The 18,464-nt window shown below is 72.9% G+C and carries 14 protein-coding genes; 7 read left to right on the forward strand and 7 right to left on the reverse strand.

Features of this window, described 5'->3' with window-relative positions:
• Nucleotides 1–17 precede the first annotated feature (17 nt).
• Nucleotides 18–1,121 carry a PLP-dependent cysteine synthase family protein gene (locus IE168_RS12035; RefSeq protein ID WP_189498552.1) on the forward strand — a complete coding sequence of 368 codons (1,104 nt, stop codon included), beginning with the start codon at nt 18–20 and terminating at the stop codon, nt 1,119–1,121.
• A gap of 259 nt (nt 1,122–1,380) precedes the next feature.
• Here IE168_RS12035 and IE168_RS12040 read toward each other — a convergent pair whose 3' ends face one another.
• The 5 genes from IE168_RS12040 to IE168_RS12060 form a co-directional block, all read right to left on the reverse strand.
• Nucleotides 1,381–1,998, reverse strand: coding sequence for a molybdenum ABC transporter ATP-binding protein (locus IE168_RS12040; RefSeq protein ID WP_189498553.1), 618 nt, complete (start codon nt 1,996–1,998; stop codon nt 1,381–1,383).
• A 67-nt stretch (nt 1,999–2,065) separates the two neighbouring features.
• Entirely contained in the window at nt 2,066–2,770 is a 705-nt protein-coding gene (gene modB / locus IE168_RS12045; protein ID WP_189498556.1) for a molybdate ABC transporter permease subunit, read from the reverse strand.
• A 30-nt stretch (nt 2,771–2,800) separates the two neighbouring features.
• Nucleotides 2,801–3,595: a molybdate ABC transporter substrate-binding protein gene (gene modA / locus IE168_RS12050; protein WP_189498558.1), complete on the reverse strand. Its 795-nt coding sequence runs from the start codon at nt 3,593–3,595 to the stop codon at nt 2,801–2,803.
• 126 nt (nt 3,596–3,721) lie between these two features.
• A complete protein-coding gene (locus IE168_RS12055) occupies nt 3,722–4,561 on the reverse strand; it encodes a S1/P1 nuclease (protein ID WP_189498560.1) in 840 nt (279 codons plus the stop codon).
• Between the two features lie 42 nt (nt 4,562–4,603).
• The gene (locus IE168_RS12060) at nt 4,604–5,230 is read right to left on the reverse strand and encodes an OmpW/AlkL family protein (RefSeq protein ID WP_189498562.1); all 627 of its coding nucleotides are present in this window, start codon (nt 5,228–5,230) and stop codon (nt 4,604–4,606) included.
• 169 nt (nt 5,231–5,399) lie between these two features.
• Between IE168_RS12060 and gap the strand changes: the two genes are divergently transcribed.
• Nucleotides 5,400–6,404 carry a type I glyceraldehyde-3-phosphate dehydrogenase gene (gene gap, locus IE168_RS12065; RefSeq protein ID WP_189498565.1) on the forward strand — a complete coding sequence of 335 codons (1,005 nt, stop codon included), beginning with the start codon at nt 5,400–5,402 and terminating at the stop codon, nt 6,402–6,404.
• A gap of 349 nt (nt 6,405–6,753) precedes the next feature.
• The gene (locus tag IE168_RS12070) at nt 6,754–9,273 is read left to right on the forward strand and encodes a DUF2339 domain-containing protein (RefSeq protein WP_425490161.1); all 2,520 of its coding nucleotides are present in this window, start codon (nt 6,754–6,756) and stop codon (nt 9,271–9,273) included.
• Between the two features lie 37 nt (nt 9,274–9,310).
• On the opposite strand, the gene IE168_RS12075 is transcribed toward IE168_RS12070, so the two are convergent.
• Both IE168_RS12075 and IE168_RS12080 read right to left on the reverse strand, forming a co-directional pair.
• Entirely contained in the window at nt 9,311–9,997 is a 687-nt protein-coding gene (locus tag IE168_RS12075; RefSeq protein ID WP_189498569.1) for a DsbA family oxidoreductase, read from the reverse strand.
• A 5-nt stretch (nt 9,998–10,002) separates the two neighbouring features.
• Nucleotides 10,003–10,413 carry an RDD family protein gene (locus IE168_RS12080; protein WP_229823511.1) on the reverse strand — a complete coding sequence of 137 codons (411 nt, stop codon included), beginning with the start codon at nt 10,411–10,413 and terminating at the stop codon, nt 10,003–10,005.
• A 134-nt stretch (nt 10,414–10,547) separates the two neighbouring features.
• On the opposite strand from IE168_RS12080, the gene xerD reads away from it, so the two are divergent.
• The 4 genes from xerD to gspE all read left to right on the forward strand — a co-directional run bounded on the left by xerD (nt 10,548) and on the right by gspE (nt 18,463).
• The gene (gene xerD / locus IE168_RS12085) at nt 10,548–11,516 is read left to right on the forward strand and encodes a site-specific tyrosine recombinase XerD (protein ID WP_189498573.1); all 969 of its coding nucleotides are present in this window, start codon (nt 10,548–10,550) and stop codon (nt 11,514–11,516) included.
• Nucleotides 11,517–11,624: 108 nt separating this feature from the next.
• The gene (locus tag IE168_RS12090; protein WP_189498575.1) at nt 11,625–12,470 is read left to right on the forward strand and encodes a DsbC family protein; all 846 of its coding nucleotides are present in this window, start codon (nt 11,625–11,627) and stop codon (nt 12,468–12,470) included.
• A gap of 76 nt (nt 12,471–12,546) precedes the next feature.
• A complete protein-coding gene (gene purL / locus IE168_RS12095; RefSeq protein ID WP_189498577.1) occupies nt 12,547–16,509 on the forward strand; it encodes a phosphoribosylformylglycinamidine synthase in 3,963 nt (1,320 codons plus the stop codon).
• Nucleotides 16,510–16,747: 238 nt separating this feature from the next.
• Nucleotides 16,748–18,463, forward strand: a complete 1,716-nt coding sequence (gene gspE, locus IE168_RS12100) for a type II secretion system ATPase GspE (RefSeq protein WP_189498580.1) — start codon at nt 16,748–16,750, stop codon at nt 18,461–18,463.
• Nucleotide 18,464 lies beyond the last annotated feature (1 nt).

An 18,464-nucleotide genomic window follows, 5' to 3' on the forward strand; every position in this document is an offset into this window, starting at 1 on the left:
CGGGGAGGACGGGCGACATGGCGCAGCGCGAGTGGGTGGCGCATGCCATCCATACCATCGAGGCGGACTTCAACCGCTCGGCCGACACGCACCTGATCCCGATGCCGCTGCCTGGCTACGCGGGCATCGACGTCTACCTGAAGGACGAGTCCAGCCACCCCACCGGCAGCCTGAAGCACCGGCTGGCACGCTCGCTGTTCCTGTACGCGCTGGCCAACGGCTGGCTGCGCGAGGGCCGGCCGGTGGTGGAGGCGTCCAGCGGTTCGACCGCGGTGTCGGAGGCCTATTTCGCGCGCCTGCTCGGGCTGCCCTTCATCGCGGTGATCCCGGCCAGCACCTCGCCGGAGAAGATCGCCGCGATCGAGTTCCACGGCGGCCGCTGCCACCTGGTCGAGCGCGCCTGCGACCTCGACGCCGAATCGCACCGCGTGGCCGCGGAGACCGGCGGCCACTTCATGGACCAGTTCACCTACGCCGAGCGCGCGACCGACTGGCGCGCGAACAACAACATCGCCGAATCGATCTACCGGCAGATGGCCGAGGAGCCGCACCCGGTGCCGGCCTGGATCGTCTGCAGCCCCGGCACCGGCGGCACCGCGGCCACGCTGGGCCGCTATGCGCGCTACCGCCGCCACGACACCCGCGTGCTCTGCGCCGACCCGCAGGAGTCCGTCTTCCACGACGCCTACCGCGCGGCGCTGGGCGGCGATCCCTGGCGCGGCTTCACCCATCCCTGCGGCTCGCGCGTGGAAGGCATCGGCCGGCCGCGGGTGGAGCCGAGCTTCATCCCCAGCTGCATCGACGGCATGGTCAAGGTGCCCGACGCGCTGGCGCTGGCGGCGATGCGCCACGTCAGCGCGACGCTCGGCCGCCGAGTGGGCGGTTCCACCGGCACCAACTTCGTCGGCGTGCTGCACGCGGCGCGACGCATGGCCGACGCAGGCCGCAGCGGCTCCATCGTGACCATCCTCTGCGACAGCGGCGAACGCTACGCCCACAGTTACTACGCACCGGAGTGGTACGCGGCCAACGGCATCGATGTCGAAGGGCCGGACGCCACCATCGCGGCCGCGGTCGCGGGTGGGCGTATCGAGGGGCTGGAGGCGCTGGGCGAAGCCTGAGGCCTGGTTTGAAAGCGTCTGGCCACGGATTTCGCGGATTTACGCGGATTACGCGGATCCGGCCGAGGCCAGTTCCGCCACCACGCGCTGGCCGGCAAAGCCCTTTCAATGGTTTTTCAGCAGCAATCCTGCCTCGGCCGGATCCGCGTGAATCCGCGAAATCCGCGTGGTCCGCGGCAAGTCTTTGCTCCAATCGAGCGCGCCGCGGCGGTGAGACCCCGCGGTGCGCCCGAAGGCATCCGCCGCCGGCGACGGATGCTCAGTCGAGCCGGTGCGTGGCCTCCGCCAGCTGCTGCACCTCTTCGGCGTGGTGGCTGACGTAGAGCATCGGCAAGCGCACCTCGTCGCGCACGCGCTGCAGGTACGGGATCAGCTCCTTGCGCCGCGCCTGGTCGAGCGCCGACAGCGGCTCGTCGAACAGCAGGATCGCCGGCTGCGACAGCAGTGCACGGCCGATGGCCACGCGCTGCGCCTCGCCACCGGACAGGTTGGCCGTGGGCCGCGCGAGCAGGGCCTCGATGCCGAGCAGGGCGACCACGGTGCCGGGCTCGAAGCGCGGGCCGTCCGCCGCCGCGTGGCGGCCGTAGAGCAGGTTGCCGCGCACGTCCAGGTGCGGGAACAGGCGCGCGTCCTGGAACACGTAGCCCACGCGGCGGCGGTGCGCGGGCAGGTCGATGCCGCGCGCGCTGTCGAACAGCACGCGTCCGTCGACCTCGATGTGACCGGCCCGCGGGCGCACCAGCCCGGCGATCGCGTTGAGCACGGTGGTCTTGCCGGCGCCCGAAGGCCCGGTGAGCGCGACCACGCGCGCGGCGTCCTCGATGCGGACGTGCCGCTCGAAGCGGCCGCGCCTGAGCTGCACGTCGAGGCTCAGCATGGCGCTCCTCCGTCCGCCGCCGCGCCCATCGCGGCGACATGGCCGGACCTGCCGCCGGGCCCGCGCCTCACGCCTCGTCCCCCTCGTCGCGGCGGCCGTGCTGGCGCCGCACCAGCCACTCCGAGGCCAGCAGCGCGACCAGCGAGATCGCCACCGCCACCGCCGCCAGCCGCCAGATGCCCAGCTCGCCGCCGGGCACCTGCATCAGCTCGTAGATCGCCGACGACAGCGTCTGCGTCTGTCCGGGGATGTTCGACACGAAGGTGATGGTGGCGCCGAACTCGCCCAGCGCCTTGGCGAAGGCGAGCACGCCGCCGGCCACGATGCCGGGCCAGGCCAGCGGCAGGGTGACGGTGGCGAAGACACGCCAGGGGCTGGCGCCGAGCGTGGCGGCGGCCTGCTCCAGGCGGCGGTCGACGGCCTCGATCGACAGCCGGATCGCGCGCACCATCAGCGGGAAGCCCATGATCGCGCTGGCCAGCGCCGCGCCCGTCCAGCGGAACGCGAAGGTGATGCCGAAGCGTTCGGCGAGGAAGGCACCGACCGCGCCCTGGCTGCCGAACACCACCAGCAGCGCATAGCCCACCACCACCGGCGGCAGCACCAGCGGCAGGTGCACCAGCGCGTCCAGCAGCGCCTGGCCCGGAAAGCGCCGGCGCGCCAGCAGCCAGGCCACGGCGATGCCGGGCGGCAGGCTGGCCAGCGCCGCCACGCAGGCCACCTTCAGGCTGAGCGTGATCGCGGCGAGTTCGGCGGGGCTGAAGTCGGGCATGCGGGGTGGGGCGTGCTGGCGTCGTCCGCCTCAGCGCAGGCTGAAGCCGTGGCGCAGGAAGATCGCGCGCGCCTCGGGCCGCTGCAGCCACGCGACGAAGCCGGCGGCATGCGGGTGCCGGCTCGCCGCCACCCGGGCCGCCGGATACACGATCTCCGGGTGCGCGTCCGCCGGGAACGTCGCCAGCACGCGCACGCGCGGTTCCGCGCGGGCATCGCTGGCGTAGACCACGCCCAGCGGCGCCTCGCCGCGCGCGACCAGCATCAGCGCGGCGCGCACGTTCTCGACGCCGGCCACGCGCGGCTCGATCGCCTGCCACATTCCCAGCGATTCGAAGGCCGCGCGGGCGTACTTGCCGGCGGGCACGCTGTCGACCATGCCCAGCGCGATCCGCCCGCGTTCGCCGAGCAGCGGGCGCAGGTCGAGGCCCTTGCGCAGCGCGACCGGCCGCGCTGCGGACGACGCCGGCGCGACCAGCACCAGCCGGTTGCCCAGCAGTTCGCTGCGCGAGCCGGCATCGACCAGCGTCCGGGCCTGCAGCCGGTCCATCCAGTCGAGGTCGGCGGAGACGAAGACGTCGGCCGGCGCGCCCTGTTCGATCTGCCGAGCCAGCGCCGAGCTGGCGGCATAGGACACGCGCACGGCCTGGCCGGTTGCGACCTGGTAGGCGGCTGCGGCCTCGTCCATCGACTCCTTCAGGCTGGCGGCGGCGAACACGGTCAGCGGCGCATCCGCCGCGCGTGCGTCGCCGGACGCGGCCAGCGCGACCGCCGATGCGGCAAGGAGGGCGCAGAGCGCGACGAGGGAGCGGAAGGCGGACGGCATCGGGGACTCCTGCGGGTGGGCGGGCCTAGGGCGCGTCCAGCGGGTCGATGCCGGCGTCCGCGGCCACGCGGCTCCGCGTGCCGGTGCCGGCGTGGTGGAACGGATGGACCGCGGGCGCGGCTCCGGTCACGGCGCCTGTGTCGGCGGCGCCAGCGCGTGGTTGAGCAGCTGCGCCAGGCGCAGTCCGGCCTCGCGCAGGCGCTGCTCGGCCAGCGGCAGGCGTTCGTCGAGGAAGGCCTCGTCGATCGCGTGCACGCCCTCGGCCGGGTAGGCCTTGCCGTCCTCAACGAGCTGGCAGGATTCCAGGGCCCACTCCAGCACGGGCCGGTCGGACTGCAGGGTCAGGTCGGGCGACAGCGGAGCCTCGAGCAGTGCTTCGGCGTAATCCAGCGCCGCCAGGCCGCGGCGCTCGATGATGGTGCCGTCCCAGATGCGGTGCAGGTTGGTGCCTTCGCCGCGCAGGTTGACCTGGTAATCGTTGCCGCCCTTGTCGTCGCGCGGGCTGGCGTGCATCGGCTGGTGCAGGTCGCCGACGAAATGCACCAGGAACTTCAGCGCCATGGTGCGCTCGGCGGGATCGCGATCGGTGTCCGCGAGGATGCGGTAGAGCCGGTTGGTCTGGGTGACGATGCAGTTGTCGCCCTTGCAGTCGCGCGGCGGCTCGAAGCCGCAGCGGCCGTCGAAGTTGATGTAGTGCCACTTCGCCGAGCGCTTGCCCAGTGCGGGATCGTTGTCGCGCAACTCGTCGGCCCAGGTGGCGACGCCGGCCAGGGTCGGGTCGGCTTCGTCGGCCAGCAGGCGCTCGACCTCGGCGCGCGCGGCCGGGCTGAGGCCGGCGTCGGCGACGTGGGCCACGATGCGGTGGCCCTCGGCGCTCCAGGCGGAGGCATCGCCGGCGACGAATGCACAGGCGAGGGCAAGGGTGGGGAGGAGACGGATCATCGGGCGGTCACGGTAAGGGCGCATGCGGCGATTCTAGCCGCATGCGCCCCGGCGTCGCCGCGCGGATCAGAAGCGCAGGACGTAGGCGGCGCCGTAGACCAGCGGGTCGATCTCCGCGGTGCCCAGCTTCGCGCCGTCGAGCGCCACGTCGCTGTCGATGTCCATCCAGCGCACGTCGACGCGGATCGCGCCCTTCTCGCCGACCTTGAAGTCCAGGCCGGCGTGCAGCGCCAGGCCGAAGGAGTCGTCGAGTTCGAGCTTCGAGCCGGCGAGCGGGCCGCGGGTCTCTTCGCTGAAGAACGTGGTGTAGTTCAGGCCCACGCCCAGCAGCGGCGACACCTTGCCCTCGCTGTTGAAGTGGTACTGCAGGCTCACGGTGGGCGGCAGGTGCCGGGTGCTGCCGACGCGGCCCAGGCCGTCGATGCTGATGTCGTGCTGGAAGGGCAGCGCCGCCAGCACTTCCAGGCCCAGGTTGTCGCGCACGAAGTATTCGAACGCGATGGTCGGACGGGTGCTGGAACCGATGTCCAGCGGCAGGGTGCCGGCGGCCAGGGTGCCGTTGTCCGAATCCGGATTCACCTGGTGGGCGCCGACCGCCACCGTCCAGTCGCCCGCGGACTGGGCGAGCGCGGCGGGAGCGGCGAGGACGCCTGCGATGGCCAGGGCGAGCAGGGGGAGGGTCTTGCGGGACATGGGGAGCGCCTTCTAGCTGTGGGAATGGCGCCATGGTGCGCGGCGCCATACGGCCCCGCATTGACAAGGGTCAAGTCCGGCCGCGCGCGGCGGAGACTGCTAAAATGGCGGTTCTGCGTGTTCCACCCACCCTCTGCCGCGGCGCGCGGCGTTACGGAGTCAGCATTCCATGGCGATCAAGGTAGGCATCAACGGTTTCGGCCGCATCGGGCGCAACGTCCTGCGCTCGGCGGTGGCGAATTTCGGCGGCGACATCGAGATCGTCGCCATCAACGACCTGCTGGAGCCGGACTACCTGGCCTACATGCTGAAGTACGACTCCGTGCACGGCCGCTTCGACGGCGAGGTGTCGGTGGACGGCGACACCCTGGTGGTCAACGGCAAGCGCATCCGCCTGACCCAGGAGCGTGACCCGGCCAACCTGAAGTGGGACGAGGTCGGCGCCGAGGTGGTGATCGAATCCACCGGCCTGTTCCTGACCAAGGACACCTGCCAGAAGCACCTCGACGCGGGCGCGAAGAAGGTGATCCAGTCGGCGCCGTCCAAGGACGACACGCCGATGTTCGTGTTCGGCGTGAACCACGACAAGTACGCCGGTGAAGCCATCGTCTCCAACGCCTCGTGCACCACCAACTGCCTGGCGCCGGTGGCCAAGGTGCTCAACGACAAGTGGGGCATCAAGCGCGGCCTGATGACCACCGTCCACGCCGCCACCGCCACCCAGAAGACCGTCGACGGCCCGAGCAACAAGGACTGGCGCGGCGGCCGCGGCATCCTCGAGAACATCATTCCGTCGTCGACGGGCGCCGCGAAGGCCGTGGGCAAGGTGATCCCGGAGCTCAACGGCAAGCTGACCGGCATGTCGTTCCGCATCCCGACCTCCGACGTGTCGGTGGTCGACCTGACCGTCGAGCTCGAGAAGGGCGCGAGCTACGCCGAGATCTGCGCCGAGATGAAGGCGCAGTCGGAAGGCGCGCTGAAGGGCATCCTCGGCTACACCGAGGACAAGGTGGTGGCCACCGATTTCCGCGGCGACGCGCGCACCTCGATCTTCGACGCCGAGGCCGGCATCCAGCTCGACGACACCTTCGTCAAGCTGGTGGCCTGGTACGACAACGAGTGGGGCTACTCCAACAAGTGTCTGGAGCTGGTCCGCGTGGTGGCCGCGAAGTAAGCCCGGCCGACCCGGATTGCGCCCTGGAAGCCCCGCCCCGTGCGGGGCTTCCTGCTTTCGGGAGAGCGGCCGGTTGGGGTGGTGGAGCCCGTGTCCGGCCGTGCACCGGCGGCGCCTGCGCGGCTAAGGTGCGCTCTGGGCCGCGGGGAGCGGCGAAGGATGCGTGCGGATGGAATCGATCCTGATGCTGATGGCGCTGGCGGTACTCGCGGTGCCGGTGCTGCTGGTGCTGGCCTTGGTGGGACTGGGCACGCTGAAGCAGCGCGTGGCCGCGCTGGAGGAGGAAGTCGCGGGGCTGCGCATGCAGGAGGCGCTGCACCATGCGGCGCGGGCCCGGGCAGCTCCGTCGATGCCGGCGCCGCCGCAGCCGCAGCCGCAACCGCCGCCGCAACAGCAACCACAGCCACAGCCACAGCCGCAGCCGCAACCGCAACCGCAACCGCAACCGCAACCGCAACCGCAACCGCAGATCCAGCCACAGCCACNAGGCTCAGCGGTGGCGTCGCGCAGGGGCACCACCGCCCCGGCCCGCGCGCGTCCGCCAGGGCCTGATGCGATCGAACGCCTCGCGGCCCGGGTGAAGCGCTGGTTCACCGAGGGCAACGTGCCGGTCAAGGTGGGCGTGCTGGTGCTGCTGGCCGGTGTGGCCGCGCTGCTCAAGTACGCCAGCGACCAGGGCTGGCTGACGCTGCCCATGGGCCTGCGCCTGGCGGGCATCTCCGCGGCGGCACTGGCGGCGCTGGCCTTCGCCTGGCGCAAGCGCGAACGCCACCGCAGCTTCGCGCTGGCGGTCCAGGGCGGTGCCATCGGCGTGCTGCTGCTGGTGGTGTTCGCGGCGTTCAAGCTGTATGGCCTGATGCCCGCGGGCCTGGCCTTCGCCGCCAGCGTGGCCCTGGTGGCGGCGCTGGGCGTGCTGGCGGTGCTGCAGGATTCGCGCACCCTGGCGGTGCTCGGCATCCTCGCCGGCTTCATGGCGCCGATCTGGCTGTCGACCGGCAGTGGCAACCACGTGGTGCTGTTCTCGTACTACGCGCTGCTCAATGCGGCGATCTTCGCCATTGCCTGGCTGCGACCCTGGCGCGAGCTCAACCTGCTCGGCTGGGCCTTCACCTGGGGCATCGGCGTGGCCTGGGGCGTCCTGGCCTACGCGCCTTCGAAGTTCGCGAGCACCCAGCCCTTCCTGCTGCTGTTCTTCGCCTTCTACCTGCTGCTGCCCGTGCTGCATGCGCGCCGGCGGCCGCCGGAGCGGCGCGACGTGGTCGATGGCTGCCTGCTGTTCGGCACGCCGCTGGTCGCGTTCGTGCTGCAGTCCGCGCTGCTCGAGGGCGATGGCCGGACGCTGTCGGGCATCGCCATGGCGCTGGCTGCGGTCTATGCCGCGCTGGCGTGGTGGCAGCGCCGCGGCCCGCACGCGGTGCTCGCGGAGGCCTACATGCTGCTGGCTGCCGGCTTCGCCACCCTGGCCGTGCCGCTGGCGCTGTCGGCGCGGGCCACGGCGGCGGTTTTCGCGGTCGAGGGCGCGGGGCTGGTGTGGCTCGGGCTGCGCACTGGACGCAGGCTGCCGCGCTGGAGCGGCGCGGGACTGCAGCTCGCGGCGGCGCTCGCGTTCCTTGTCGGCATGGAACAGGCGGTGGCTGCGACCGCCGTGCTGCTCAACCCGGTGTTCGCCGGCGCGCTGCTGATCGCGGTCGCCGGCTTCGCCAGCGCCTGGTGGCTGCGTGGTGCGGGTCGCGATGGCCATGCGCTGCTGCTGTACGGCTGGGGCCTGGCCTGGTGGGCGGGTGCGATCCTCAACGAGGTCGTGGTGCACCTGCCCGCGGCGCAGCGTCCCGATGCTCTGGTCGCGGCCCTGGCGCTGACCGCCCTGTGTGCGGCGCAGGCGCAGCGCCGGCGTGCGGCGCCTGCGCTGGCGCTGACGGTGCTGGCGGCCTTCGCGCTGGCCGCGCCGCTGGCGCTCGCGCAGGTGGAGGCCCGTGGGCAGCCGCTGGCGAGCTGGGGCGCTGCGGCCTGGCTGCTGTTCGCGGCCTGCGGCCTGCGCAGCCTGGCCTGCCTGCGCCGGGAAGGCGGTCTGGCGGCGGTATGGGCGCAGGCGGCATGGTGGCTGCTGTGGGCGCTGGTGCTGTCGCTGTCGGCCTGGCAGTCCGCGCAGTCCCTGCAGCTAGGCGGAGGCTGGTGGCTGGCGCTGTCGGCCCTGCCGTGGCTGGCCCTGCTCGCGGTGCAGCAGCTCCGCTGGCGCTGGCTGCGGCCGCCGCTGGGCGAAGCCTTCGACATCGCCCGCGGTCCGCTGGCGGCGCTGCTGCTGGCCGTGGTGGGTGGGGGCTGGCTGCTGGCGCTGCGGCAGGCCGGGGACAGCGCACCGCTGCCGTGGATGCCCCTGCTCAATCCCCTGGACCTGGTGCAGCTGGCCGCGCTGGCGCTGTTCGCGCGCTGGCTCTGGTCGCCGGACGTGGCGGCGGAGTTCGCGCGCCGGCGGGTGGCGCTGCTGTCGGCGGCGGGCTTCCTGCTGGTGACCTGCATCACGTTGCGCGGCGTGCACCACTGGGGTGGCGTGGCCTGGAGCGAAGCGATGTGGTCGACCAGCCTCGCGCAGACGGCGCTGACCCTGGTCTGGAGCGTGCTCGGCGTGGCCGGCTGGATCGCGGGCTCGCGCCGCGGCCAGCGCACCCTGTGGCTGGCCGGTGCGGTGCTGATGGGCGTGGTGCTGGCCAAACTGGTGCTGTTCGACCGCCAGCACCTGGGCGACCTGCTTGGCATCGGCTCGTTCATCGCTTACGGCCTGCTGTGCACGATCGTGGGCTGGTTCGCGCCGGCGCCGCCGCGCACGCTGCTGGACGCGGACGCGGGCGACGCCGGGATGGCCGACGCGTAGGCGGGCGGCCGCGCCTGAGCGCGCCCGCCGCGCCGGCTCAGGCCTCGCAGCCCTCGGGGCCGCAGCGGCCGCCGTCGTCCTGGCCGGCGGCCGGGGGCGGCGCCAGTTCGCGCAGCACGTCGGCCAGGGCCTCGGGCGGATGCGCGCCCTGGATGCCTTGGCGGCCGTCGATGACGAAGGTCGGCACCGCGCGGATGCCCATCGCCTGCGCGCGGCCGAGCGCGGCGCGCACTTCGGCCAGGCCCTCGTCGGAATCGAGCATCGCGCGCACCCGCGCCGCGTCGAGTCCGCCTTCGGCGCCCGCCGCGGCCAGCACCTCCGGATCGGCCAGGTTGCGGCCCTCGGCGAAGTGGGCGCGGAACAGGGCCTCGCCCACGGCATCGGCGTCCCCCTCGCGCGCGGCCAGCCACATCAGGCGGTGGCCGGGCAGGGTGGTCACGCGGACCTGGCCGCGGTCGAAGTCCATCGGCAGGCCCTCGGCGCGCGCCGTGTCCTGGGTCTGCGCGAGGATCTCGCCGGCGCGCCCGGCGCCGCCGAACTTCGCGGCATAGGCTTCGCGCAGCGGAACCGGCGTCGCGTCGGCCCCGGGGTCGAGCAGGAAGGGGTGCCAGTGGATCTCGACCGGCGGCGCGTCGTCGCCGAGCAGCTCCAGCGCGCGCCGCAGGCGGTGCTTGCCGATCCAGCACCAGGGGCAGACCAGGTCGGACCAGATGTCGATGCGCATGCGGATCAGCCCCTGTTCTTCGGTTCGTGGACCATGCGCGTACCCGCGGCGCGGTCGTGCCAGGTCAGGCGGTCGCGGTCGATCCAGGCCCACCAGAAGCCCAGGCCGCCGGCCGCCAGCGACAGCGTGGCCACCGCGTAGCGCCGCCACAGCGTCGACCACGGCAGCGTCGCGCCGTCGGCGGAGGCCACGCGCAGCCGCCACGGGCGCAGGCCCAGGGTCTGGCCGCCGCGGCGCCAGCTCACCGTCGCGTAGGCGCCGGTGACCAGCCAGCAGCACAGCCACAGCAACCACTGCAGCGCGCTCCAGGGTTCGATGTTCTCGCGCGGGGCGTGGCCGGCCAGGGTGTAGCCCAGCGCGAACAGGAAGCCGAGCAGGAACCACAGCGACAGCACCGGCAGCAGGTCGTACAGCATCGCCAGCAGGCGCTTGCCGATGTGGGCGCCGACGCCGGCGCTGCCGGTGGCCGGCGGAAGGGTGTCGTGCGGGGCGTTCGCGTCCATCGCCACAGGATAGCCGCCGCGCCGCGCGCGCCGCTAAGCTGGCGGCGATGACCGCGACCACGCCCGCAGAGCTCCGCGCCCGCGTGCATGCGCTGCCGCCGCTGCGCGATGCCGACGCCCGCGCGATCGAGGGTTTCATCGACGCCTGGTGGGCCGAGTCCGGCGCCGCGCGGCAGACGCTGGACAGCTACCGCCGCGACCTGCAGGGGTTCGCGCGCTGGCGCGATCGCGGCGACATCACCGGCGCCGACCGCGCCGGCCTGTTCGACTACCTGGCCTGGCGCAGCCGCGAGGGCTGGTCGCCGCGCAGCAATGCGCGCCTGCTGTCGGCGCTGCGCGCGTTCTACGGCTGGCGCCTGCGCCAGGGCCTGCGCGCGGACGATCCGACCGCGCTGCTGGAGCCGCCGCGGCTGCCGCGGCTGCTGCCCAGGGCGCTGTCGGAGCGCGAGGTCGAGCGCCTGCTCGAAGCCCCGGCCGTCGAGGCCGCGGAGGGGCTGCGCGACCGCACCATGCTCGAGCTGATGTACGCCTGCGGGCTGCGCGTGAGCGAGCTGGTGGAACTCCCGGCCAACGGCGTGAACCTGCGCCAGGGCGTGCTGCGCATCACCGGCAAGGGCGGCCGCGACCGCCTGGTGCCGCTGGGCGAGGAGGCGCGCGACTGGCTCGAGCGCTATCTCGCCCGGGCGCGGCCGGCGCTGGCGGGCGGCAGGCCGGTGCCGGGCGACGCGCGCGGCGAGGCGCCGCTGTTCATCGACGCGCGGCGCAGGGCGCTGTCGCGGCAGGCGTTCTGGTCCACGGTCAAGCGCCACGCCGCCGCGGCCGACATCGATCCCGGCAAGGTCAGCCCGCACGGCCTGCGCCACAGCTTCGCCACCCACCTGCTCAACCACGGCGCCGACCTGCGCTCGCTGCAGATGCTGCTGGGCCACAGTTCGCTGTCCACCACCCAGATCTACACCCTGGTGGCGCGCGAGCAGCTCAAGCAGCTGCATGCCCGCCACCACCCGCGTGCCTGAAAGCCCGCGCAACGCTCCGCGGCGGCGACCGGCCCCGCGACGGGGCCCCGTGCGAGAATGCGGCCTTTGGCGCCGTCGCCCGGTGCCGCCCCCGGATCGAGACCGCGAATGAAGTCCCTGCTTCCCCTGCTGCTCTGCGCCGTCAGCCTCACCGCCTGCGCCCAGGCCCCCGACAGCGCCGCCGGCGTTGGCACCGCGGCCGCGCCCGCGTCGTCCCAGGGCCTGGCCCAGGCCGCCGAGGGTTCGGTGGACGAGCGCGCGATCCAGGCGCTGCAGTCGATCAATCCGCGCATCGAGGTCGACCACGTCGGCCCGGCGCCGCTGCCGGGCTTCCGCGAGGCGGTGGTTGGCGGCCAGGTGGTCTACATCAGCGACGACGGCCGCTACCTGCTGCAGGGCGCGCTGTACGACGTGGTCGAGAAGAAGGACCTCAGCCAGGCCGGCATGGCCGAGGTGCGCCGCAGGCTGCTGGCCACGATCCCGGCCTCGGAGCGCATCGTGTTCGCGCCGGAAAACCCGGTGCACACGGTGAGCGTGTTCACCGACGTCGAGTGCGGCTACTGCCAGAAGCTCCACGAGGACATCGCCGAGTACAACCGCCTCGGCATCGCCATCGAATACCTGGCCTTCCCGCGCATGGGGCCGGCCAGCGAGGGCTTCGCCAAGATGGTCTCGGTGTGGTGCGCGGCCGACCGCGGCGCGGCGCTGACCGCCGCCAAGGAAGGCCGCAAGGTCCAGTCGGGCAGCTGCACCAATCCGGTGGCGCGCCACTACGACATCGGCCGCCGCGTCGGCCTGACCGGCACCCCGATGATCGTCACCGAAGACGGCACGCAGATGCCGGGCTACATGCCGCCGGCCGACCTGCGCGCGGCGCTGGACGAACTGGCGGCCGACGCCGCTCCGGCCGAAGCCACCCCGGCGCAGGCCGACGGCGCCGCAGGCAGCCGCTGAGCCCCGCGGGCCGGGCCGCGCGCGGCCGCCCGGCTTCGCTACAATGGCGGGCCCGTTTCCACGGTCGAATCCGGACATGATCGTCCTCGAGGGCCTGCCCGCCCTGTCGCCGTTCCGGCGCGAACGCCTTCAGGCCCGCCTGCAAGCCATCGATCCCGGCATCCGCATCACCGGTGCCTGGCACGTCTACTGGATCGCCGCCGACGCCGGCGCCACGCCCGACCCGGCGGCGCTGCACCGCATCCTCCAGGCGTCCGACGCCGCCGAGGCCGCCGCGCCCGGCGCCACCAGCCGCTACGTCTCGCCGCGCCTGGGCACGCTGTCGCCCTGGGCCAGCAAGGCCGGCGAGCTGCTGCGCGGCGCCGGCGTGCCGGTGCAGCGCGTGGAGCGCGGCACCCGCGTCGACGTCGCCGGCTGGCCGGCCGATGCCGCGGCCGCCGCGGCGGTCGAGCGCATCCTGCACGATCCGATGACCCAGTCGCTGCTGGCCTCGCACGCCGGCGCCGAAGCGCTGTTCACCGCGCCTGCGCGCGGCGAGGTCGAAGTGGTGCCGCTGGCCGCGCTGGAAGAGGCGAACGGCCGCCTGGGCCTGGCGCTGGCCGATGACGAGATCGCCTACCTGCGCGAGCGCTACGGCACGCTTGGCCGCGACCCGCACGACGTCGAGCTGATGATGTTCGCGCAGGCCAACTCCGAGCACTGCCGGCACAAGATCTTCAACGCGTCCTGGACCATCGATGGCGAGGACATGCGCGCGCCGGGCGGCGGCCCGCAGTCGCTGTTCAGGATGATCCGGAACACCCATGCGCAGACGCCGGAGCACACGCTTTCGGCCTACAGCGACAACGCCGCGGTGGTGGAGGGCTATCCCTCGCAGCGCTTCCGGCCCGACCCGGCCACGGCCGTGTACCGTGCCGAAGCCGAGCGCGAGAGCGCCTTCTGCATCAAGGTCGAGACCCACAACCACCCGACCGCGATCTCGCCCTTCGCGGGCGCCTCCACCGGCGCCGGCGGCGAAATCCGCGACGAGGGCGCCACCGGCCGCGGCGGCAGGCCCAAGGCCGGCCTGGTCGGCTTCAGCGTCTCGCACCTGCGCATCCCGGCGCTGCCGCAGCCCTGGGAGCAGCCGCGCGCGCTGAACCCGCGCATGGCGCCGGCGCTGGAGATCATGACCGACGGCCCGCTGGGCGCGGCGGCGTTCAACAACGAGTTCGGCCGCCCCAACCTCACCGGCTACTTCCGCAGCTTCGAGCTGCCCGAGGGCGACGGGCTGGTCCGTGCCTACGACAAGCCGATCATGCTGGCCGGCGGCCTGGGCGCGATCGACCGCGACCAGGTGGCCAAGCGCAAGCTGTCCCCGGGCGACGCGGTGATCGTGCTCGGCGGCCCGGCGATGCTGATCGGGCTGGGCGGCGGTGCCGCCAGTTCGGTGGCCTCGGGCGAGAGCGCCGAGGAGCTCGACTTCGCCAGCGTGCAGCGCGACAACCCGGAGATGGAGCGCCGCTGCCAGGAGGTCCTCGACCGCTGCGCGGCGCAGGGCGAGGACGGCAACCCGATCAAGTGGTGCCACGACGTCGGCGCCGGCGGCCTGTCGAACGCGATCCCCGAGCTGCTGCACGACTCCGGCGTGGGCGGCGTGATCGACCTCGGCCGCGTGCCCAGCGACGACCCCTCGCTGTCGCCGATGCAGCTGTGGTGCAACGAGTCGCAGGAGCGCTACGTGCTCGGCATCGCCGCCGCCGACATCGCCGGATTCGCCGCGCTGTGCCGGCGCGAGCGCTGTCCGTTCGCGGTGGTCGGCGTGGCGACGGCCGAGGAGCGCCTCGTGGTCGGATACGGCGTGCTGGCGCGATCCGACGACGCGCTCGGGCTGACGCTCGAGCCGCGCGACGCGGATGCCGCCGCGCTGCCGATCGACCTGCCGATGGACGTGATCTTCGGCAAGCCGCCGAAGATGCACCGCGACACCGCGCGCATCATTCCGAACCGCTGGCCGCAGCTCGACGTGGTGGCGCTCGCCGCCGGGGGAAGCGCCGGCGCGGCCCTGCACGAGGCCGGGCTGCGGGTGCTGTCGCATCCCACAGTGGCGTCCAAGCAGTTCCTGGTCACGATCGGTGACCGCAGCGTCGGCGGCCTGACCGCGCGCGACCAGATGGTCGGCCCGTGGCAGCTGCCGGTGGCCGACTGCGCGATCACGCTGGCGGACTTCCACGGCCACGCCGGCGAGGCGATGGCGATCGGCGAGCGCACCCCGCTTGCGCTGATTGACGCCGCCGCCAGCGCGCGCATGGCCGTGGGCGAGGCGATCACCAACCTCTGCGCCGCGCCGGTGGAATCGCTGGCGCGCACCAAGCTTTCGGCCAACTGGATGGCCGCCGCCGGTCACCCCGGCGAGGACGCGCGCCTGTACGACGCCGTGCATGCCGTGGGCATGGAGCTGTGCCCGGAGATCGAGCTGTCGATCCCGGTCGGCAAGGACTCGCTGTCGATGCAGGCGCAGTGGCAGGACGATGCCGGGCCGCAGAAGTCGGTCTCGCCGGTGTCGCTGGTGGTCAGCGCGTTCGCGCCTGTGGCCGACGTGCGCGCGCAGCTGACGCCGCTGCTGGCGCGCCAGCCGGGCACCGAGCTGTGGCTGATCGGCCTGGGCGCCGGCAAGCAGCGCATGGGCGGCTCGATCCTGTCGCAGGTGCACGGCGCCTTCGGCGGCGCCTGCCCCGACCTCGACGATCCCCAGCGCCTGCGCGCCTTCTTCGAACTGGTCTGCGAGGCGCGCGAGGCCGGCCTGCTTCTGGCCTACCACGACCGTTCCGACGGCGGCGTCTTCGCCAGCCTGTGCGAGATGGCGTTCTGCTCGCGCGTCGGGCTCGACATCGACCTCGACGCCTGGGGCGACGACCGCACCGAGAACGTGTTCCGCACCCTGTTCAACGAGGAGCTGGGCGCGGTGGTACAGATCGCGGTCGACGACCGCGTGGAGTTCGCCGACCTGGTCGCGCGCCACGGCCTGGTGGAGTGCGCGCAGCGCATCGCGCGCCCGACCACCGCCTCGTCGGTGCGCGTGCTGGCCGAGGGCGAGGTCATGGCCGAGTGGGCCTGGGAAGACCTGTTCGGCGCCTGGTGGTCGGTGAGTCATGCCATGCAGCGCCAGCGCGACAATCCGGACTGTGCCGACGCCGAACGCGCCGCGGCCTCGCGCTTCGACGCGCCCGGCCTGCAGCCCGTGCTGGCCTTCGATCCCGCCGAGGACGTGGCCGCGCCCTACGTGAACACCGGCGCCGCGCCGCGCGTGGCGGTGCTGCGCGAGCAGGGCGTCAACGGCCAGGTGGAGATGGCGGCGGCGTTCACGCTGGCCGGCTTCGAGGCCGTGGACGTGCACATGAGCGACCTGGTCGAAGGCCGCGCCACGCTGGACGGCTACGCCGGCCTCGCCGCCTGCGGCGGCTTCAGCTACGGCGACGTGCTCGGCGCCGGCCGCGGCTGGGCGACCTCGATCCTGGAGCGCGAAGCGCTGCGCGCCATGTTCGAGCGCTTCTTCGCCCGCGGCGACAGCTTCGCGCTGGGCGTGTGCAACGGCTGCCAGATGCTGTCGCAGCTGAAGGACATCGTGCCCGGGGCGCAGCACTGGCCGAAGTTCCTGCGCAACCGCAGCGAGCAGTTCGAAGCGCGGCTGTCGATGCTGGAGGTGGTGGATTCGCCGTCGCTTTTCCTGCGCGGCATGGCGGGTTCGCGGATCCCGGTGGTGGTGTCGCACGGCGAGGGCCGCGCGGAGTTCGCCGGTGACGCCGACCGCGACGCCGCGCGCGTGGCGTTGCGCTACGTCGAGGGTGACGGCGCGCCGGCCATCGGCTATCCGGCAAACCCCAACGGTTCCGACGACGCCGTGGCCGGGCTCACCAGCGACGATGGCCGCGTGACCCTGCTGATGCCGCATCCCGAGCGCACCCTGGCCACGGCCAACCTGAGCTGGGCCCCGGCCGACTGGCCACAGGCCTCGCCCTGGCTGCGCATGTTCAGGAACGCCCGCGCCGCCATCGCCTGAACCCGCCGAAACGTCTCCGTGTAGGAGCAGCTACAGCTGCGACCCGCCCCGCGCCCCCTCCCTGTAGGAGCAGCTACAGCTGCGACCCGCCCGGTTTCCATGGAGAGCGTCGCAGAGCGATCGCAGCTGTAGCTGCTCCTACAGGGAAGGCGGGCGCACCGGAAGGCGAGCGCACCAGGTTGGCGAGGCTCCGGCGTTTGCTACAGTGCTGGGCCCTTCCGGACAGCCGTCGCACCGAATGAACGCCGCCGCGGAACAGACCACCGGGACCGCCGGCGCCGACGAGCGCATCGTCGCCGCGCTGCTCGACAAGGGCCGCCTGAAGGATGCCGACCTCGGCCGCGCGCGGCGCCTGCAGGAGGAGACCGGCGGCAGCCTGCTCGCCCTGCTGGGCCGGCTGGGGCTGGTGTCGGAACGCGACCACGCCGAAACCTGTGCCGCCGTGCTCGGCCTGCCGCTGGCCAGCGCCAAGGACATGCCCGAGCTGCCGCCCGAGGGCGTGGCGCTGGGCGTGCGCTTCATGACCCAGTTCCACGTCGTGCCGGTGGCCGAGGGCGACAGCGTCGTCGACGTGCTCGCCGCCGATCCGCAGGACCCGTACGCGCTCGACGCCGTGCGCCTGGCGACCGGCAAGGACGTGCGCGCGAGCGTCGCGATCCGCTCCGAGATCTCCGACCTGATCGAACGCTGGCACGGCCAGGGCCGCAGCGCGATGGGTGCGATCGTCGAGACCGCCGAGGGTGAGGGCGGGGACATGGACGACGTCGAGCACCTGCGCGACCTGGCCAGCGAGGCGCCGGTGATCCGGCTGGTGAACCTGGTGATCCAGCGCGCGGTGGAGCTGCGGGCGTCCGACATCCACGTCGAGCCGTTCGAGAACCGCCTGAAGGTGCGCTACCGCGTCGACGGCGTGCTGGAGGAGGGCGAGAGCCCGCCCACCAATCTGACCGCCGCGGTGATCAGCCGCATCAAGATCATGGCCAAGCTCAACATCGCCGAGCGCCGCCTGCCGCAGGACGGCCGCATCATGCTGCGCGTGCAGGGCAAGGAGCTCGATCTGCGCGTCAGCACCGTGCCCACCGCGCACGGCGAGAGCGTGGTGATGCGCCTGCTCGACCGCGAGACGGTGGTGTTCGATTTCCACCGCCTGGGCTTCACCGACGAGTTCCTGCCGCGCTTCGAGCAGGTGCTGAAGCAGCCGCACGGCATCCTGCTGGTCACCGGCCCCACCGGCTCGGGCAAGACCACCACGCTGTACACCGCGCTGTCGAAGCTCAACCAGCCGACGGTGAAGATCATCACCGTCGAGGACCCGGTCGAATACCAGATCGAGGGCATCAACCAGATCCAGGCCAAACCGCAGATCGGGCTCGATTTCGCCAACGCCCTGCGCTCGATCGTGCGCCAGGACCCGGACATCATCATGATCGGCGAGATGCGCGACCTCGAGACCGCGCGCATCGCGATCCAGTCCGCGCTCACCGGCCACCTGGTGCTGTCGACGCTGCACACCAACAACGCCGCCGGCGGCATCACCCGCATGCTCGACATGGGCGTCGAGGACTATCTGCTGACCTCGACCATCAACGGCATCCTCGCCCAGCGCCTGGTGCGCCGGCTCGAGCCCACGCACGCCGAGCGCTACCCGGCCTCGCCGGAAGAGATCGCGAAGTTCGACCTGCGGCGCTTCCAGCCCGAGGGCGAGATCTTCCTGTACCGCCCGCGCGGTTCGGCGATCGCGCCCACCGGCTACCTGGGCCGCACCACCATCGTCGAGTTCCTGGTGATGGACGACGCCCTGCGCCGCGCGGTGATGCGCCACGCCGGCATGGGTGAACTCGAACAGCTCGCGCGCGAGGCCGGCATGCAGACCATGTACGAGGACGGCATCCGCAAGGCGCTGGCCGGCCAGACCACGATCGAGGAAGTCCTGCGCGTCACCGAGGACGCCTGAT

Source organism: Luteimonas padinae, from assembly GCF_014652935.1.
Classification (GTDB): Bacteria; Pseudomonadota; Gammaproteobacteria; order Xanthomonadales; family Xanthomonadaceae; genus Luteimonas; species Luteimonas padinae.

Excerpts from the sequence above, each read along its gene's own strand:
- IE168_RS12035 (WP_189498552.1), top strand. The coding sequence starts at position 18 with ATGGCGCAGCGCGAGTGGGTGGCGCATGCCATCCATACCATCGAGGCG.
- IE168_RS12040 (WP_189498553.1), bottom strand. The coding sequence starts at position 1,998 with ATGCTGAGCCTCGACGTGCAGCTCAGGCGCGGCCGCTTCGAGCGGCAC.
- modB (WP_189498556.1), bottom strand. The coding sequence starts at position 2,770 with ATGCCCGACTTCAGCCCCGCCGAACTCGCCGCGATCACGCTCAGCCTG.
- modA (WP_189498558.1), bottom strand. The coding sequence starts at position 3,595 with ATGCCGTCCGCCTTCCGCTCCCTCGTCGCGCTCTGCGCCCTCCTTGCC.
- IE168_RS12055 (WP_189498560.1), bottom strand. The coding sequence starts at position 4,561 with ATGCGCCCTTACCGTGACCGCCCGATGATCCGTCTCCTCCCCACCCTT.
- IE168_RS12060 (WP_189498562.1), bottom strand. The coding sequence starts at position 5,230 with ATGTCCCGCAAGACCCTCCCCCTGCTCGCCCTGGCCATCGCAGGCGTC.
- gap (WP_189498565.1), top strand. The coding sequence starts at position 5,400 with ATGGCGATCAAGGTAGGCATCAACGGTTTCGGCCGCATCGGGCGCAAC.
- IE168_RS12075 (WP_189498569.1), bottom strand. The coding sequence starts at position 9,997 with ATGCGCATCGACATCTGGTCCGACCTGGTCTGCCCCTGGTGCTGGATC.
- IE168_RS12080 (WP_229823511.1), bottom strand. The coding sequence starts at position 10,413 with ATGCTGTACGACCTGCTGCCGGTGCTGTCGCTGTGGTTCCTGCTCGGC.
- xerD (WP_189498573.1), top strand. The coding sequence starts at position 10,548 with ATGACCGCGACCACGCCCGCAGAGCTCCGCGCCCGCGTGCATGCGCTG.
- IE168_RS12090 (WP_189498575.1), top strand. The coding sequence starts at position 11,625 with ATGAAGTCCCTGCTTCCCCTGCTGCTCTGCGCCGTCAGCCTCACCGCC.
- purL (WP_189498577.1), top strand. The coding sequence starts at position 12,547 with ATGATCGTCCTCGAGGGCCTGCCCGCCCTGTCGCCGTTCCGGCGCGAA.
- gspE (WP_189498580.1), top strand. The coding sequence starts at position 16,748 with ATGAACGCCGCCGCGGAACAGACCACCGGGACCGCCGGCGCCGACGAG.